The sequence below is a fragment of the Actinoplanes sp. SE50/110 genome (assembly GCF_900119315.1).
Taxonomy (GTDB): Bacteria; Actinomycetota; Actinomycetes; order Mycobacteriales; family Micromonosporaceae; genus Actinoplanes.
Window position 1 is genome coordinate 3,367,841 of sequence record NZ_LT827010.1, and the last position, 13,836, is coordinate 3,381,676.

Annotated in this window: 15 protein-coding genes; 8 read left to right on the plus strand and 7 right to left on the minus strand. The window is 71.1% G+C overall.

What is annotated here, in order from left to right; genetic code table 11:
- Positions 1–101 precede the first annotated feature (101 nt).
- Together rfbD and rfbB are read right to left on the minus strand one after the other, a co-directional pair.
- A complete protein-coding gene (rfbD, locus tag ACSP50_RS15005; protein ID WP_014690062.1) occupies positions 102–932 on the minus strand; it encodes a dTDP-4-dehydrorhamnose reductase in 831 nt (276 codons plus the stop codon).
- Positions 932–1,909, minus strand: a complete 978-nt coding sequence (gene rfbB / locus ACSP50_RS15010; protein ID WP_014690063.1) for a dTDP-glucose 4,6-dehydratase — start codon at positions 1,907–1,909, stop codon at positions 932–934. Before rfbB ends, rfbD begins: the two co-directional genes overlap by 1 nt.
- A 45-nt stretch (positions 1,910–1,954) precedes the next feature.
- Here rfbB and rfbA point away from each other — a divergent pair, with 45 nt between their 5' ends.
- The 7 genes from rfbA (at position 1,955) to ACSP50_RS15045 (ending at position 8,791) form a co-directional block, all read left to right on the plus strand.
- The gene (rfbA, locus tag ACSP50_RS15015; RefSeq protein ID WP_014690064.1) at positions 1,955–2,827 is read left to right on the plus strand and encodes a glucose-1-phosphate thymidylyltransferase RfbA; all 873 of its coding nucleotides are present in this window, start codon (positions 1,955–1,957) and stop codon (positions 2,825–2,827) included.
- Entirely contained in the window at positions 2,824–3,435 is a 612-nt protein-coding gene (locus ACSP50_RS15020; RefSeq protein ID WP_014690065.1) for a dTDP-4-dehydrorhamnose 3,5-epimerase family protein, read from the plus strand. Before rfbA ends, ACSP50_RS15020 begins: the two co-directional genes overlap by 4 nt.
- 289 nt (positions 3,436–3,724) lie before the next feature.
- On the plus strand, positions 3,725–5,221 hold the full coding sequence (locus tag ACSP50_RS15025; protein WP_014690066.1) for a sugar transferase: 1,497 nt from the start codon (positions 3,725–3,727) through the stop codon (positions 5,219–5,221).
- Positions 5,221–6,570: a UDP-glucose/GDP-mannose dehydrogenase family protein gene (locus tag ACSP50_RS15030; protein ID WP_014690067.1), complete on the plus strand. Its 1,350-nt coding sequence runs from the start codon at positions 5,221–5,223 to the stop codon at positions 6,568–6,570. Before ACSP50_RS15025 ends, ACSP50_RS15030 begins: the two co-directional genes overlap by 1 nt.
- Entirely contained in the window at positions 6,567–7,634 is a 1,068-nt protein-coding gene (locus ACSP50_RS15035; protein WP_014690068.1) for a GNAT family N-acetyltransferase, read from the plus strand. Before ACSP50_RS15030 ends, ACSP50_RS15035 begins: the two co-directional genes overlap by 4 nt.
- Entirely contained in the window at positions 7,631–8,554 is a 924-nt protein-coding gene (locus ACSP50_RS15040) for a glycosyltransferase (protein ID WP_014690069.1), read from the plus strand. The genes ACSP50_RS15035 and ACSP50_RS15040 overlap by 4 nt, the downstream gene beginning before the upstream one ends.
- Before the next feature lie 54 nt (positions 8,555–8,608).
- Complete coding sequence (locus tag ACSP50_RS15045; protein WP_014690070.1) at positions 8,609–8,791, plus strand: hypothetical protein; 183 nt, start codon at positions 8,609–8,611, stop codon at positions 8,789–8,791.
- An 18-nt stretch (positions 8,792–8,809) separates the two neighbouring features.
- Here ACSP50_RS15045 and ACSP50_RS15050 read toward each other — a convergent pair whose 3' ends face one another.
- Positions 8,810–9,265: an Lrp/AsnC family transcriptional regulator gene (locus ACSP50_RS15050; protein WP_014690071.1), complete on the minus strand. Its 456-nt coding sequence runs from the start codon at positions 9,263–9,265 to the stop codon at positions 8,810–8,812.
- Positions 9,266–9,346: 81 nt separating this feature from the next.
- Here ACSP50_RS15050 and ACSP50_RS15055 point away from each other — a divergent pair, with 81 nt between their 5' ends.
- Positions 9,347–10,264: a DMT family transporter gene (locus tag ACSP50_RS15055; protein WP_155123505.1), complete on the plus strand. Its 918-nt coding sequence runs from the start codon at positions 9,347–9,349 to the stop codon at positions 10,262–10,264.
- Here the strand turns inward: ACSP50_RS15055 and ACSP50_RS15060 are convergent.
- From ACSP50_RS15060 to ACSP50_RS15075, 4 genes are all read right to left on the minus strand, one after another.
- Positions 10,156–10,818 carry a polysaccharide deacetylase family protein gene (locus ACSP50_RS15060; RefSeq protein WP_014690073.1) on the minus strand — a complete coding sequence of 221 codons (663 nt, stop codon included), beginning with the start codon at positions 10,816–10,818 and terminating at the stop codon, positions 10,156–10,158. The two genes, ACSP50_RS15055 and ACSP50_RS15060, sit on opposite strands and share 109 nt — an antisense overlap.
- A complete protein-coding gene (locus tag ACSP50_RS15065; protein ID WP_014690074.1) occupies positions 10,811–11,650 on the minus strand; it encodes a glycosyltransferase in 840 nt (279 codons plus the stop codon). The genes ACSP50_RS15060 and ACSP50_RS15065 overlap by 8 nt, the downstream gene beginning before the upstream one ends.
- The gene (locus tag ACSP50_RS15070) at positions 11,647–12,891 is read right to left on the minus strand and encodes a glycosyltransferase family 4 protein (RefSeq protein WP_014690075.1); all 1,245 of its coding nucleotides are present in this window, start codon (positions 12,889–12,891) and stop codon (positions 11,647–11,649) included. Before ACSP50_RS15070 ends, ACSP50_RS15065 begins: the two co-directional genes overlap by 4 nt.
- A 64-nt stretch (positions 12,892–12,955) precedes the next feature.
- Positions 12,956–13,615, minus strand: coding sequence for a hypothetical protein (locus ACSP50_RS15075; RefSeq protein ID WP_043511466.1), 660 nt, complete (start codon positions 13,613–13,615; stop codon positions 12,956–12,958).
- Between the last annotated feature and the right edge of the window lie 221 nt (positions 13,616–13,836).

The following is a 13,836-nucleotide window of genomic DNA, read 5'->3' on the forward strand; positions in this document are numbered from 1 at the left end:
GAGTCGCGCGTCACATCCCGCTCCCGGACGGGACGCCCCACCTGGTGCGCCGCGCGGCTACCCGACGCACTCAGGGAGCGAGGGGGTGACCGGGCGGCGGGTCAGCGGCTGGTGAGGAGGGCCGGCATGGCGGTGGTGAGCATGTCGCGCCAGTCCGGCAGCGGGTCGACGCCGGTGCCGGACCAGCCCGCGTGGCCCAGCACGCTGTAGGCCGGGCGGCGGGCCGGTCGGACGAACCGGGCGCTGGTGGTGGGGCGGACCCGGGCCGGGTCCAGCCCGGCTGCGGTGAAGGCCGCCCGGGCCAGGCCGAACCACGTTGTCGAGCCGGCCGCCGTGCCGTGGTAGATGCCGGGGGTGGCGCCGGAGCGGGCCAGCGCGACCAGTTGGGTGGCCAAGGCGTACGACCAGGTCGGTGGTCCTTCCTGATCGTCGACCACGTCCACGGTGTCCCGGGTCTCGGCGAGCCGCAGCATGGTGCGGACGAAGTTGGGGCCGTGCCGGCCGTACAGCCAGGCGGTGCGGACCACGGATCCGCCGGCGGCGAGGACCGCCTGCTCGCCGATGGCTTTGCCGTGGCCGTAGGCGTTGATCGGGGATCGCGGCGCGTCTTCCGGGATCGGCGTGGTGGCGGTTCCGTCGAAGACGTAGTCGGTCGACACGTGGATGAGGCGTCTGCCGGCAGCGGCGGCGAGGTGGGCCGCGCCGTGGCCGTTGATCGCGGTGGCCGCTTCGGTAGCGGTCTCCGCACCGTCCACGTCGGTCCAGGCCGCCGCGTTGATCACCACGTCGACCCCGGCCACCGCGTCGCGCACCTGGTCGGGCGAGGTGATGTCGAGGTCGGCCCGGGTGGCCGCGATGACGTCCGCGCCGTCGAGCACGGCCTGCAGGTCCCGGCCGAGCATCCCCCCGGCCCCGGTGATCAACCACCGCATCAGAGCCCGGCCTTCGCCTTCAGCGGCTCCCACCAGGCACGGTTCTCCCGATACCAGGCGACCGTCGCGGCGAGTCCGTCGTGCAGGGTGACCTGCGGTTCGTACCCCAGTTCATCTTTGATCTTGGTGATGTCCAGCGAGTAGCGACGGTCGTGCCCCTTGCGGTCCGCCACCCGGGTCACCCGCTCCCAGCCGGCCCCGCAGGCCTCCAGCAGCATCCCGGTCAGCTCCCGGTTGCTCAGCTCGGTCCCGCCGCCGATGTTGTAGACCTCGCCGGCCCGCCCCTTCTCCAGGGCCAGCTGGATCCCCCGCACATGATCGGTGACGTGCAGCCAGTCCCGGATGTTCCCGCCGTCGCCGTAGAGCGGCACCGGCTTGCCGTCCAGCAGGTTGGTCACGAAGAGCGGGATGACCTTCTCCGGGAACTGGTGTGTTCCGTAGTTGTTGGAGCACCGGGTGACGACCACGTCCATCCCGTGGGTCCGGTGCGCGGCGAGGGCCAGCAGGTCCGAGGAGGCCTTGGAGGCGGCGTACGGCGAGTTCGGCGCCAGCGGCCACGTCTCGGTCCACGATCCGTCGTCGATCGACCCGTACACCTCGTCCGTCGAGACGTGCAGGAACCGTCCCACCCCGGCCGATCGGGCGGCGTCGAGCAGGATCTGGGTCCCGAGGACGTTGGTGGTGACGAAGGGCACGGCGCCGCTGATCGACCGGTCCACGTGCGACTCGGCGGCGAAGTGGACCACCGCGTCGTGCCCGGGAAGCAGGTCACGCAGCAGATCGGCGTCGGTGATGTCGCCCTGCACGAAGGTCAGTCGGGAATCCGTCACCGGTAGATTCGCGCGGTTGCCCGAATAGGACAACAGGTCCAGGACGGTCACCCGGGCGCCGACCGCACCTGCGAATTCATCCTTTAGTACCGCTCGCACATAGGCCGAACCGATGAAACCGGCGCCTCCGGTCACAAGAATCTGCACAGCGGCCGAGTGTACTACCGCCTCCACTGTGTTTAGTCTTCGTCGGTGCGCGGAATCCTGCTGGCCGGTGGCACCGGCTCCCGGTTGTGGCCCATCACCATGGCCATGTCGAAACAGCTGATGCCAATTTTTGACAAACCGATGGTGTACTACCCGTTGACCACACTGGTCTCCGCCGGAATTCGGGAGATCCTGGTCATCACCACACCCGAGGACCGGCCCCATTTCGAGCGTCTCCTCGGTGACGGTAATCGCTTCGGTCTGTCCCTTTCTTATGCGGAACAACCGAAACCGGACGGGATCGCCCAGGCGTTCCGGATCGGCGCTGACTTCATCGGCGACGAGCCGGTCGCGCTGATCCTCGGCGACAACATCTTCCACGGTGTCGGCCTGGGCCGGCAGCTCGCCCGGTTCGGCCGGCCGGCGGGTGGGCGGATCTTCGCCTACCCGGTCGCCGACCCGCACCGCTACGGCGTCGTCGAGTTCGACGAGGACGGCCGGGTGCTGTCGATCGAGGAGAAGCCGGAGAAGCCGAAGTCGACGTACGTCGTTCCGGGCCTCTACTTCTACGACAGCGACGTGGTGGAGATCGCCGCCCGGCTGGAGCCCAGCGACCGGGGCGAGCTGGAGATCACCGCGGTCAACGAGGAGTACCGGCGCCGCGGCCGGCTCGACGTGACCGTGCTCGACCGCGGCACCGTGTGGCTGGACACCGGCACCTTCCAGTCGATGGTGCAGGCCTCGGAGTACGTGCGGGTGATCGAGGAGCGTCAGGGCCTGAAGATCGGCTGTGTCGAGGAGGCCGCCTGGCACCTCGGGTTCATCTCCGACGACGAGCTGCGGGAGCTGGCCCGGCCGCTGCTCAAGAGCGGGTACGGCGTCTACCTGGAGCGGCTGCTGGAAGGGGTGGTCCGGTGAAGGTCCGGCCGTTGAGCATCGAGGGTGCCTGGGAGGTCACGCCGGCCCGGTTCGGCGACGATCGCGGCACCTTCCTGGAGTGGTACCGCTTCGACCATCTGAGCGCGGCGGTCGGGCATCGGCTGGACCTGGCCCAGGCGAACCTGTCCACCTCGGCCCGGGGGGTGGTGCGCGGGGTGCATTTCGCCGACGTGCCACCGGGCCAGGCGAAGTATGTGACGTGTGTGTCCGGCGCGGTCCTCGATGTGGTGGTGGACGTCCGGGCCGGCTCGCCGACCTTCGGGCGGTGGGAGGCGGTGACCCTGGACGACACCGACCGGCGCGCGGTCTATCTGGCCGAGGGTCTCGGGCACGCGTTCTGCGCGCTGACCGAGGGCGCCGTGGTCGCCTACCTCTGCTCGGCCACCTACCGGCCGGGGCACGAGCACGGCGTCCACCCGCTCGATCCCGAGCTGGGCATCGCCTGGCCGGCCGGGACGCCGCTGCTGTCGCCGAAGGACGCGGCCGCGCCGTCGCTGTCCGAGGCCCTTGCGGCCGGGCTGCTGCCACGGTATGACACATGCCGTGACTACGTCGAAACAATGCGTCGCGATGACGACAGTGAATAGTCCGGCGTGTGTGATTGACCTTTTTCGATACTCGTAGTAACCGCATCCGGGAATCCGGACAGGTCCGCATTGGCCCTCAGCCGAAACGCCATTCGCGTCGGACGGAAGGGTGTAGCGCGGACCGGGTACGGTTCGGAAGTCTGTCTCATGTGTCCGGTGGGTTTGCAACGTGTGACCCGCCGGTCACTGCTGAGCGTGGTCCACGCTCCGGCGCCTGAAGCATCCGGATTGTCCGGTTTGCCACTTAACTTTCGATAATGGATTGACCGCAGCCAATGGGGGCAGAGGCGTGCAGACAATCGAATCGCTGGCCACCGTCGACCTGAGCGAACGCGCTTCGCAGGTCCGGCGGGGTAAACGGGCCGGCGAGACGCGGGCGGGCTGGCAGAACCGGTACGCCCGGATGCTGTACCTCATCGACTATGTCGTCGGGCTGGGCGCCGCGTGCTGGGCGCTCGTCCTGCGCTTCGGCCCGGACGGGTCGGAGCCGAACATGAAGGGCTACGTCCTGCTGACGGCCCTGCTGCCGATCGCCTGGATCGTCTGCCTGTCGGCGAACCGGGCGTACGAGCCGCGCCACCTGTTCGTCGGCACCGACGAGTACGCCCGGGTGTTCCGGGCCGGGCTGGCCCTGACCGCCGCGCTGGCCATCGTCTCGTTCGCCTTCGACCTGCGGCTGGCCCGCGGCTACGTGAGCATCGCGCTGCCGCTGGCGATCGTCGTCGACCTGGGCGCCCGCTACCTGTACCGGCAGCGCCTGCACCGCTCCTGGGGCCGCGGCAACCGGCTGCACCGGGTGCTGCTGGTCGGCCACGAGAAGGCGGTCTCCGACATGACCCGCCGGTTGCGCCGCGAGCGGTACCACGGGCTCGGCGTGATCGGCGCGGTGCTGCCGGCCACCCCGACCCCGAAGACGTTCGCCAAGGGCATGCCGCCGGTCTACGGCACCTTCGACGCGGTCGACTCGGCGGTCACCCGGGCCGACGCGGACACCGTCATCGTGCTGGCCTGCCCGGAGATCGACGGCCCGGCCCTGCGCCGGCTCGCCTGGCAGCTGGAACGCGACGAGATCGACCTGATCGTGGCCAGCACCCTGGTCGACGTGGCCGGCGACCGGACCACCATCCGCCCGGTGGACGGCCTGCCGATGCTGCACGTCGAGCACCCCAAGCTCAAGGGCAGCGCCCGGTTCCTCAAGGCCACCTTCGACCGGGTCGGCGCGATCGCGCTGCTCGGCCTGCTCTCGCCGATCCTCCTGGTGGTCTCCGCGCTGGTCCGGTGGGGCCGGGGCGGCCGCGGGCCGGTGATCTTCAAACAGGAGCGGGTCGGCAAGGACGGCCGCACCTTCATGCTGTACAAGTTCCGCACCATGGTGGTCGACGCCGAGGCGCGGCTGGCCGAGCTCAAGGAGCTCAACGAGCACGACGGCGAACTCTTCAAGATCCGCAACGATCCGCGGGTCACCCCGATCGGCCAGTGGCTGCGCCGCTTCTCGGTGGACGAACTGCCCCAGCTGCTGAACGTGGTGAAGGGTGACATGTCGCTGGTCGGACCGCGCCCGCCGCTGGCCGCCGAGGTGGCCGGCTACCCGGCGGACATGCTGCGCCGGCTCGTCGTCAAACCCGGCCTGACCGGCCTGTGGCAGGTCTCCGGCCGCTCCGACCTGTCCTGGGAGGAGTCGATCCGGCTCGACCTCAGCTATGTGGAGAACTGGTCGCTCGCCATGGACCTGGCCATTCTGTTCCGCACCGTCAGCGCCGTCGTGCGCAGCTCGGGAGCCTACTGATGACCGCACGTCCCCGTCTCACCGTCATCGGGACCGGGTACCTCGGCGCCACCCACGCGATCTGCATGGCGGTGATGGGCTTCGAGGTGCTCGGCGTCGACGTCGACTCCCGCAAGATCGAGCGGCTGGCGGCCGGCGAGGTCCCGTTCTTCGAGCCCGGTCTGCCGGAGCTGCTCACCAAGGCCCTCGAGTCCGGCCGGCTGCGGTTCACCACCGACTTCGCCGAGGCCGGCGCCTTCGGTGACGTGCACTTCGTCTGCGTCGGCACCCCGCAGCAGGCGGGTTCCGAGGCGGCCGACCTGACCCATGTCGACGCCGCGGTGACCGCGCTCGCCGCGCACCTGACCCGCCGTACCCTGGTGGTCGGCAAGTCCACCGTCCCGGTCGGCACCGCCGCCCGGCTGGCCGGTCCGCTGCGCGAGCTGGCCCCGGCCGGCGATCAGGTGGAGCTCGCCTGGAACCCGGAGTTCCTCCGCGAGGGCTTCGCGGTCGACGACACGATGAGACCCGACCGGCTGGTCTTCGGTGTCACCAGCGCGTGGGCCGAGGACCGGCTGCGCGAGGCGTTCCAGCCGGTGCTCGCCCAGGACGTGCCGGTCAAGGTCACCGACCTGCAGACCGCCGAGCTGGTCAAGGTTGCGGCGAACTCGTTTCTGGCCACCAAGATCTCCTACATCAACGCGATGGCCGAGGTGTGTGAGGCGACCGGCGCCGACGTGCACGACCTCGCCGAGGCCCTCGCCTACGACGAGCGGATCGGCGGCCGGTTCCTGCGCCCCGGCCTCGGTTTCGGCGGCGGCTGCCTGCCCAAGGACATCCGGGCGTTCGCGCACCGGGCCGAGGAGCTCGGCGTCGGCCAGGCCGTCGGCTTCCTGCGCGAGATCGACGGGATCAACCGCCGACGCCGCGCCCGTACCGTCGATCTGGTCGTGGAACTCTGCGGCGGGCACGTCGCCGGTAAGCGGGTCGCCGCGCTCGGCGCCGCCTTCAAGCCCAACTCCGACGACATCCGGGACGCGCCGGCCCTCGACGTGGCGGCCACCCTGCACCGGATGGGCGCCGGCGTGGTCGTCTACGACCCGGCTGCGATGGACAACGCGAAACGGGTGCACCCGGAGCTGACGTACGCCACGAACGCGCTGGACGCCGCGCGCGACGCCGACGTCGTGGTGCTGCTCACCGAGTGGAACGAGTTCCGCGACATCGAACCGTCCGCGATGGCCGCCGTGGTCCGCGGCCGCCGCATCGTCGACGGCCGACACGCCCTGGTCCCGGCCCACTGGACCGCCGCCGGCTGGGAATACCGTGCCCTCGGCCGCCCCACCTTCGCAGGAACGAGCAACGCGTGAAAGTCTCCGTGGTACGCCCGGATGAACTCGGACCCGGCGAGCTGGCCGCGTGGCGCCAGTTCCAGAAGGACCAGCCCGGACTGCAGAGCCCCTTCCTGGCCCCGGAGTTCACCCTCGCGGTCGCACGGCAGCGGCCCACCGCCCGGGTCGCGGTGCTGGAGGACTCCGACGGGATCGCCGGCTTCTTCGCGTACGAGGTACGCAACCGCGTGATCGGCGTCCCGGTCGGGTTCGGCATCACGGACTGTCAGGGCGTCGTACACCGGCAGGGGTGGGACTTCGATCCGACTGCCCTGCTCAGGGCGTGCAAGCTGCCGGTCTGGGAGTATGACCACCTGATGGCCGGGCAGTTCGGGCGGTTCCACACGGCGGTCGCCGGGTCGCCGCTGATGAACCTCACCGACGGCTACGCGGCGTATGTGGAGGATCGCAACCGGGCCGGTGACGTGGTCAAGCAGACCCTGCGCAAGCAGCGGAAGATGGCCCGCGAGGTCGGCGACGAGCGGTTCGTCTGGGACGACCGCGACCCGGTGGCGCTGGCCGCGCTGCGCGAGTGGAAGTCGGCGCAGTACCGGCGCACCCAGCAGTACGACCGCTTCGCCACCCCCTGGATCGAGGGCGTCCTCGACGAGTTGCGGGCGTCGGACGCGGACGGCTGCCGCGCGGTGGTCTCCACGGTGTACGCCGGGGACCGCCCGGTCGCCGCGCACCTCGGCCTGCGCAGCGAGAACGTGCTCGCCTACTGGTTCCCCTCCTACGACCAGGAGCTGTCGAAGTACTCGGCCGGCATTCTGCTCTGCCTGCGGATGGCCGAGGCCGGCGCGGCCGACGGCATCCGGCTGATCGATCTCGGCAAGTCCGAGGCGCTGTACAAGACCCGGCTGAAGAACGACGAGACCCCGGTCGCCGCCGGCCGGGCCGGTCGCGGTGCGGTCGCGACCGCGCGGCGCGCGCAGACGGCGCTGACCCGCACGGTCAAGCAGGGCGCGCTGGGGGAGAAGCTCAAGAGCGGCCGCACCGGCAGGGTGCTGCGCGGACTGAAGGCGAGGCTGGCGTCGCGATGACGATTCTGGTGGCGGTCGTCTCCTACAACAGCGCCCGGCTGCTCCCGGACCTGATCGCCGGGCTGCGCACCGGCCTGGACGGGATGAAATGGCACCTCACGGTCGCCGACAACGCGTCGCGGGACGACAGCGTCGCGGTGCTCCGCGAGCTGGCCCCCGAGGCGACCGTCGTCGAGATGGGGCGCAACGCCGGATACGCGGCCGGGATCAACGCGGCGGTCGCCGCCTCGCCGGCGTACGACGCGATCCTGGTCCTCAACCCCGACGTCCGGCTCACCCCCGGCTGCGTGCCGCGCCTGCTCGCAGCGCTGCGCGTGCCCGGTACCGGGATCGCCGTGCCGCACCTTGTCGACGGCTCCGGCGCGCTGATCCACACCCTGCGCCGGGAGCCCAGCGTGCTGCGCACGCTCGGGGACGCCGTCCTCGGGGCACGGCGGGCGGGCCGCTTCCGGTTGCTGGGTGAGGTGATCACCGACGAGCGGGCGTACGTGTCGCAGGGCGTGACCGACTGGGCCGAGGGCTCGACCCAGCTGATCAGCGCGGAATGCTGGTCGCGGGTGGCACCGTGGGACGAGTCGTACTTCCTCTACTCGGAGGAGACCGACTTCGCGCTGCGCGCCCGGGATCTCGGCCTGCGCACCCGCTACGTGCCGGACGCGCACGCCGTGCACCTGGAGGGCGACTCGCGGGTCTCCCCGGGTCTGTGGGCGCTGCTCACCCTCAACCGGGTGCGGCTGTTCGGCCGGCGGCACGGGCCGGTGCGGACGGCGGCGTACTGGGCCGCCCTGCTGCTGCGCGAAAGCAGTCGCGCCGCCCTGGGCCGGAAACCGAGCCGCGCCGCCACCCGCGACCTGCTCACCCCGTCCCGCCTCCGGGAGACCCCCGGCCCGGCCAGCGTCGCCCGGGTCCGGGCGAGCTGACCGGCGGATCTCGCGGCACTGGCCGGTGTCCGGACGGGCGGTAGACTGGGTCCCATGACTCTCGCCGACCTGCTGTCTCCGGGCACCATCGTCCCCACGGCGGCGCTGGCCGGCGCGGCGTTCCTGGCTGTTCGCGCGCTGAAGGCCCGCATGGTCCGGGTCGTCCGGGTCATCGACCGCAACGGCAAGGTCCACGAGATGCGCGAGGACGACCCCCGCATCTCCGGCCACCTCTGAGCCCCACCCGGGGCCCGCTCAGGGCATCGGGAGCGGGGACTGCGGCTTGGTCACGGCGAAGGCGAAGCTGGTCGTGATCGAGCCCAGCGACGGGATGGCGCGCAGCTCGCGGCGCAGCAGATCCTCGTAGGCGGCGAACGAGGCCACCACGATCTTCACCATGTAGTCGTCGTCGCCGGCCAGCAGGTAGGCCTCGACCACCTCGGGGATGGCGCGCAGCCGCGCCTCCACCTCGTCGACCACCGTCGAGGTGTGCGAGAGCAGGGTGAGCCGGGCGAAAGCGGTGATCGTCAGGCCGAGCGCCTCCGCGGACAGCACCGCGGTGTAGCCGGAGATCACGCCGGAGTCCTGCAACTGGCGGACCCGGCGCAGGCAGGGGGAGGGGGACAGGCCGACCCGGTCGGCGAGTTCCTGGTTGGTGAGGCGGCCGTCCTTCTGCAGTTCCAGCAGAATCCGGCGATCGATCGAGTCCACGTAGCAGATTCTGCCACCGGGAGGCCGGTTGAGGGCAGAACTAGCAATCGGCTGCGCCTGAAGAATTCCTAGTCTGGCCGCATGGTCCAGCGACAACACCGTGGCATGCTGGCGCTCGGCGCCGCCGTCCTGCTCTGGGCGTCGTTCGCGCTCACCGTCCGGGGCATCGGCGGGTCCGGGCTGACCGCGATGGACGCCGCGTTGCTGCGGTTCGGCACCCCGGTCGTCCTGCTGTCGCCGTGGCTGCCGCGCGCCGTCCGGGCGGTCCGCCGGGAGCGGCCGACGACGATCGCCGCCCTCCTGCTGGCCGGGCTGCCGCACTATCTGCTCTCCGCGCTGGGCGGGCGGCTGGCCTCGGCCGCCGTGGTGGGCCTGCTGCTGCCCGGCACGGTGCCGCTGTTCGTGGCACTGCTCAAGCGGGACCGCCGCCGGTGGCCGGCGCTGGCCGCGATCCTGCTCGGGGTGGCCGTGCTGACCGTCGCGCACGCCGGCCTGGCCGGGATCGCGGTGCTGCTGGCCGCCGGGCTGGCGTGGGCGGTCTACACGATGGCGCTGAGCCGCACCGGACTGGATCTGATCAGCCTGGTGCTGGTCGTCTGCACACCGTCGGCCCTGATCGCGCTGGCCGGGTCGGCGCACCTGAAAGCCGCCCCGGCCGGGACCATCGTGCTGTTCGTGGTGCTGCAGGGGGTGGGCACCGGAATCGTGTCGACGCTCAGCTACGCGTACGCCGTCCGCCGGCTGGGCAGTTCGATCCCGGCGGTGACCGGCGCGCTCAGTCCGGTGCTGACCACCCTGCTGGCCGTGCCGATCTTCGGGGAGGGCCTGACCGCCGGTGCCGCCGTGGCGCTGCTGCTGATCGTCGGTGGGGTGGTCGCCTACAACGCGCCTCAGCGCCAGCGTTTGACCACGCCGGCCGCCGCGTTGCGCAGCCGCACCGGGAGCCGGCGCGACCCTTGGGTGGCCGCACGTACCGTCGACGGGGTGTCGTCCCGATAGACGCTGAACCGCGGCTGCAACCAGCGGCCGGGCCGCGCCGGGCGCCGGTCGCTGGTGAAGACGGTGGTGTAGCCGAGCCGGCGCAGCGCGCCGAGGGTGCCGCGGTCGTACCGGCCGAGCGGGCACGCGGCGCGGGTGACCGGCCGCCCGATCACCGCGGAGATCCGGTCCCGGGCGTCGGCGAGCTCGGACCGCGTGGTGTCCGCGGTCAGGCCCCGCCACGGGTGGTGGTGCATCCCGTGCGTGCCGACCGCCATCCCCTGTTTGAGCAGGTCACGCAGGTCGGCCTCGCCGAGACTGCCGGGCTGGTCGAGCCGGCCGGCGAGAACGAAGAACTCGGCGGTCAGGCCCCGGTCGAGCAGGGCGGGCAGGGCGATCTCGATATCCGAGGAGTTGCTGTCGTCGAAGCTGAGGCTGACCGCGGGCCACGCGGCGACCTCGTCGAGGATCGCGTGGAACGCGTCTTCGGTGATCCAGTACTGGTCCTCGCCGGGCTCCAGGTCGCGCCGCGGGGTCCCGATCCCGTGGAACAGGATGTTGAACTGCTCAGGCACTCGCCGACTCCCTGGTTGACGCGTCCCGGCCCCACTCGGTATCTGGGCGACGTCTGGCCTGCACGGCTGCGTACACGGTGATGGCGACGTAGCAGACCGCGGCGGGGGCCAGCCAGGGGCGGCGCAGCACCACGTCCTTGAGCCAGGACGAGCGCCCGGACGGGCGTACCGCCGCCTGGATCTCACCGCGGGCCGCCGCGGCCCGCATGGCCGCGTTGCCGGCCCGGACCCGGATCAGCCGGCGGATCAGGTCGCGGGTGTGGCGCGGCGTCGCGACCACCGACGCGACCGATGCCACCTGTTGTTTCTCGTCGGTGGTGAAGAGTGAGTCGACGAACAGGTCGTCCGCCACCATGTCCGGAAATCTGGTGAACCGGGCCCGACCGGACCCGGACAACGCGATCACACCGCGGCCGAACAGTCCGGTTCGCAGGGCGGGTAGATGCCGGTGCACGCTGAAGTACGCCCGGACCGGCAGCGGCCGCCCGGAGAGATCGAGTTCCCGTCGGGCGGTCGCCGCCGGCGTCGAGGCACACGCCGCCGCGAGGTCCCGCAGACCGCTGGTGGTCAGCATGATGTCCGCGTCCAGATAGACCCGTGGAAAACCGGCCGCGACCTCGTCGGCCGCGTTCAGGGCGCCGGGTTTGCCCGGCTCCGGGAGTTCGATGACGCGGACGCCACGGGATCGCGCGACCGCCGCGGTGTCGTCGGTGCACCCGTTGGCCACCACGGTGACGTCGAACTCGCCGGGCCGCGCGTCGGCGAGCAGGGTGTCCAGGCACCGCCCGAGCACCGCCGCCTCGTTGTGCGCGGCGATCACCACACTGGTCACGGCGCGTCCACCCGGGACGGCGCCGAGGACGGCTGCCGCTGCGCCGGGATCCGCGGTGTGCCGCCACGGCGCAGCAGCCGGTCCCACACCGCGATGTACTGCACCGCCTGGTGCTCCCAGGACAGGGAGTCGCGGAACCGCTCGCGGCCGAGCTTGCGCATGCCGGCCCGCAGGTCAGGGTCGTCGAGCAGGGTGTCGATCGCGGCCGCGAACTCTTCCGGCGTGCCGTTCGGCACGTAGAGCCCGGCGTCGCCGACGGTCGCGTGCGTCTCGATCAGGTCGGCGGCCACCACCGGCACGCCGCGCCCCAGATATTCCACGGTCTTGGCCATGGTCGACAGCTGGTTCATCCGGGTCGGCAGGTCGGGCTGGATCGCCACGGTGGCCTCGCGCAGCAGCGCGTCGACCTCGGGTCCGCCCAGCCAGCCGGTGAACTCCACCACGTCGCCCAGGCCGCGCTGCGCGGTGAGCTCGCGCAGGCCGGCGGCGGTCTCGCCGTCCCCGGCCAGGATCATCTTCCAGCCGGTGCGGCCGCGCAGCCCGATCAGCTCCTCGGCGGCCAGCACGGCGCCCTCGACGTTGTCCTGCGGGCCGAAGACGCCCAGGTAGACGACGCGGTGCGGACCGTCGGCGGGGCCGTCCGAGGAGGCGATCTCGGCGAACGCCGGGCCGTTGCGGACCACGGTGACCTTCTCCGGTCTCACTCCGCGGCGCACCGCGTTGTCCTTGAACGACTCGTTGGTCGCGAAGACCGCGGTGGCGGTGCGCAGCGTCGCCCACTCGAAGGCGACCAGCAGCCGGGAGACGAGCGGGTTCGGCTCGCCGCCGCGCGAGACGTAGACCTCGGGGGAGAGGTCGTGGTGGTCGAAGACCCAGGGCCGGCCGAGCGCCCGGACCAGCAGCGCGAGCGGGAAGTAGATGTCCGGCGGGTTGCACACCTGGACCGCCTGGGCCCGGCCGCGCAGGATCTCGCCGAGCAGCCGGATGCTGATCCAGAGGAACGACCAGAAGAACTCGACGGCGAACGAGAGCACCCCGCTGCCGTAGACGACGATCGGGTACGGCCGGAGTCGGGTCCGCTCGCTGCCCGGGAGGATCGTGAGGCTGCGGTCACCGCGCGGTGCGATCACCGTCACGTCGTATCCGGCCGCCTCGAGACTCAGGCATTCCCGGATCACGCGGCGATCCTTCTCGGCCGGCAGGTTCGCCACCAGAATCGCGACGCTCGGTCTTTTCCCCACGAATCACACCCCGCGCTCAGCAGCCTACTGACGCGAACAACATTTCAGAAACGCGCTCGCGTGGCTAATGGGCTGAACGGACCAGTGGATCAGTCCAATTCGGGGAGTCTGCCGTGGACAACCGTGCCGACCGGCGTCGGCGCAGCAGCTCATCTGTCCACAATGTGACAGCGGCGGTCAGCAGCGCGCCGAGCAGCGCGACGCCGACCAGCGAGCGCAGCGGCGAGTGGGTGAGCAGCGTCGAGGTCGGCGGGACCAGGGTGGCCACGGTGATCCGCAGGTCGCGCTTGACGTTCCACTCGTCCTGCATAGCCTTCAACTCCTGCTCGTACGTGCTGCTCAGGACCTGCAGCGAGGCGAGCGCGTCGGCCTCGGCCGAGCTGGTGTTGGTGATCGACATCGAGCCGATCACATACCGCGGCTCCTGCCGGGTGCCGGTGTTGCGCGGCTCGAACCGGTACGTCCCGGTGACCCCCTTGGCCCGGAACATGGCCTGCGAGTCGGGGGTGTTCAGCCGGTTCGCGATGGCCGCCGCGGTCACCGCGATCGACGGGTACAGACCGGTCACCGGGTTCGGCGCGTACGGCGACACCGGCGGCTGGATCATCAGCACCTCGGAGGCGAGGAACCGGTCCCGGGTGTGCACGGCCGGACTGGCCACGGCGGCGGTGAGCACCGCGCCCACGATGATCAGATACCAGCGGCGTTTCAGTACACCCGCCATGTCGGACAGAAACATGATTCACCCGTTTCCCTGGTGCCGGCCTGCTGCAGCTCTCCTTAGCCTGCCCGACCGGAGCTCGTCAACTTCGATGTGGATCGGATGTCCAATAGCTTCCGTAGCATTCGTCGTATAGCTTGGCGGCGTGCGTCGGGGGCCGCCTTGGCGGAGTTCCGATGAGGAACTCCGTGGCGACGAAAGACGTCCTGGCGGGAATTGGGAGA

What these genes read in the sequence shown, in the direction of transcription:
- ACSP50_RS15040 (WP_014690069.1), top strand. Translation starts at nt 7,631, where the DNA reads ATGACGATTCTGGTGGCGGTCGTCTCCTACAACAGCGCCCGGCTGCTC.
- rfbD (WP_014690062.1), bottom strand. Translation starts at nt 932, where the DNA reads ATGCGGTGGTTGATCACCGGGGCCGGGGGGATGCTCGGCCGGGACCTG.
- ACSP50_RS15055 (WP_155123505.1), top strand. Translation starts at nt 9,347, where the DNA reads ATGGTCCAGCGACAACACCGTGGCATGCTGGCGCTCGGCGCCGCCGTC.
- ACSP50_RS15075 (WP_043511466.1), bottom strand. Translation starts at nt 13,615, where the DNA reads ATGGCGGGTGTACTGAAACGCCGCTGGTATCTGATCATCGTGGGCGCG.
- ACSP50_RS15030 (WP_014690067.1), top strand. Translation starts at nt 5,221, where the DNA reads ATGACCGCACGTCCCCGTCTCACCGTCATCGGGACCGGGTACCTCGGC.
- ACSP50_RS15045 (WP_014690070.1), top strand. Translation starts at nt 8,609, where the DNA reads ATGACTCTCGCCGACCTGCTGTCTCCGGGCACCATCGTCCCCACGGCG.